Origin of the sequence: Deinococcus detaillensis, from assembly GCF_007280555.1 — a bacterium.
GTDB classification, from domain to species: domain Bacteria; phylum Deinococcota; class Deinococci; order Deinococcales; family Deinococcaceae; genus Deinococcus; species Deinococcus detaillensis.
Genome location: NZ_VKDB01000085.1, coordinates 1 through 1248, shown reverse-complemented (window position 1 = coordinate 1248; position 1248 = coordinate 1). Strand labels below are relative to the sequence as shown.

At 55.2% G+C, this 1248-nt stretch carries 1 protein-coding gene; it reads left to right on the top strand.

The window, feature by feature from the left end; translation table 11 throughout:
• Nucleotides 1–58 precede the first annotated feature (58 nt).
• Nucleotides 59–1218 (top strand): IS3 family transposase gene (locus tag FNU79_RS18950; protein WP_143722342.1). Its coding sequence is split into 2 segments (ribosomal slippage): nt 59–326 and nt 326–1218, totalling 1161 coding nucleotides; the frame shifts between segments, so codons are not numbered across the junction.
• Nucleotides 1219–1248 lie beyond the last annotated feature (30 nt).

Genomic DNA, 1248 nt, shown 5'->3' with positions numbered 1-1248 from the left:
TGAGGGTGACCCAGTTTTGCGTAGATGGAGATAAGCCTCGACAATAGGAGGCACCATCATGACAAACCGCAGAATCCATACCGCTGACTTCAAACGAGACGCCGTGCAGCTTGCCCGAACGAACGGCAACGTCTCCAGTACCGCCCGCGACCTGAGCGTCAGTGTTTCGCTCATCCGTAAATGGATGAGCGCTGAGCAAGAAAGTGGCCATGCCGCATTCCCCGGTCATGGTCAGCAACTACTGACCGCCGACCAACAAGAGATTCGCAGGCTCCGCAAGGAAGTTGAAGTCCTGCGCCAAGAACGTGAAATCCTGAAAAAAGCGACGGCCTTCTTTGCCAAAGAAACTACGTACTGAGATTCCGCTTCATTCATGACTACCGATCCCAGTACCGCTTGGACATCATGTGTCGGGTGCTGGAGGTTTCAGTGAGCGGCTACCACAGTTGGCGAAGAAGGCCCATCTCCAATCAGCAACAACAGGACGCGCTGCTGAAGCAGCGCATCCACGATGTCTACCACCACCGCAAGGCACGCTACGGTGCCCCACGGATTCATGCGGAGTTGAAAGCCGAAGGATTGTCGGTCTCCAAGAAGAGGATTGCCCGTTTGATGCGTATTGGTGGGCTGCGAGCTAAAGGAAAGCACCGCTCGGTACGCACGACCAACCGTAATCACAGCGATCCAGTCTGCCCAAACCTGCTCGATCGCCAGTTCAACGTCCAGCAGCCCAACCAGATCTGGGCCGCCGATTTGACCTACATTCCCACGAAAGAAGGCTGGCTCTACTTGGCTGTCACCCTCGATCTGTTTTCCCGAACGGTAGTGGGGTATGCAATGGATGCGTACATGCCTGCAACGCTGCCAGTGGCAGCGTTGCACATGGCTGTCCAGCGCCGAAATCCACCACCAGGTTTGCTGCATCACAGCGACCAAGGAAGTCAGTATACGAGCCATCTGTTTCAATCTGCACTCGCACAGATTCAGGCGAAGTGCAGTATGAGCCGCAAAGGGGAATGCTGGGATAACGCCGTTGTGGAGAGCTTTTTCAGCTCCCTGAAACGGGAGCTGTTCGAGGAGACGATCTTCGAGACCCGAGCGGTTGCCAGACAAGCCATTTTCGAGTTCATTGAGGTCTTTTATAACCGTCAGCGCCGCCACTCGTCTCTAGGCTACTTGACACCCGCCGACTTCGAACGCCAATCTACAGCCGCTTAACCTCAACTACGCAAAATCGGGGCAAGCCCA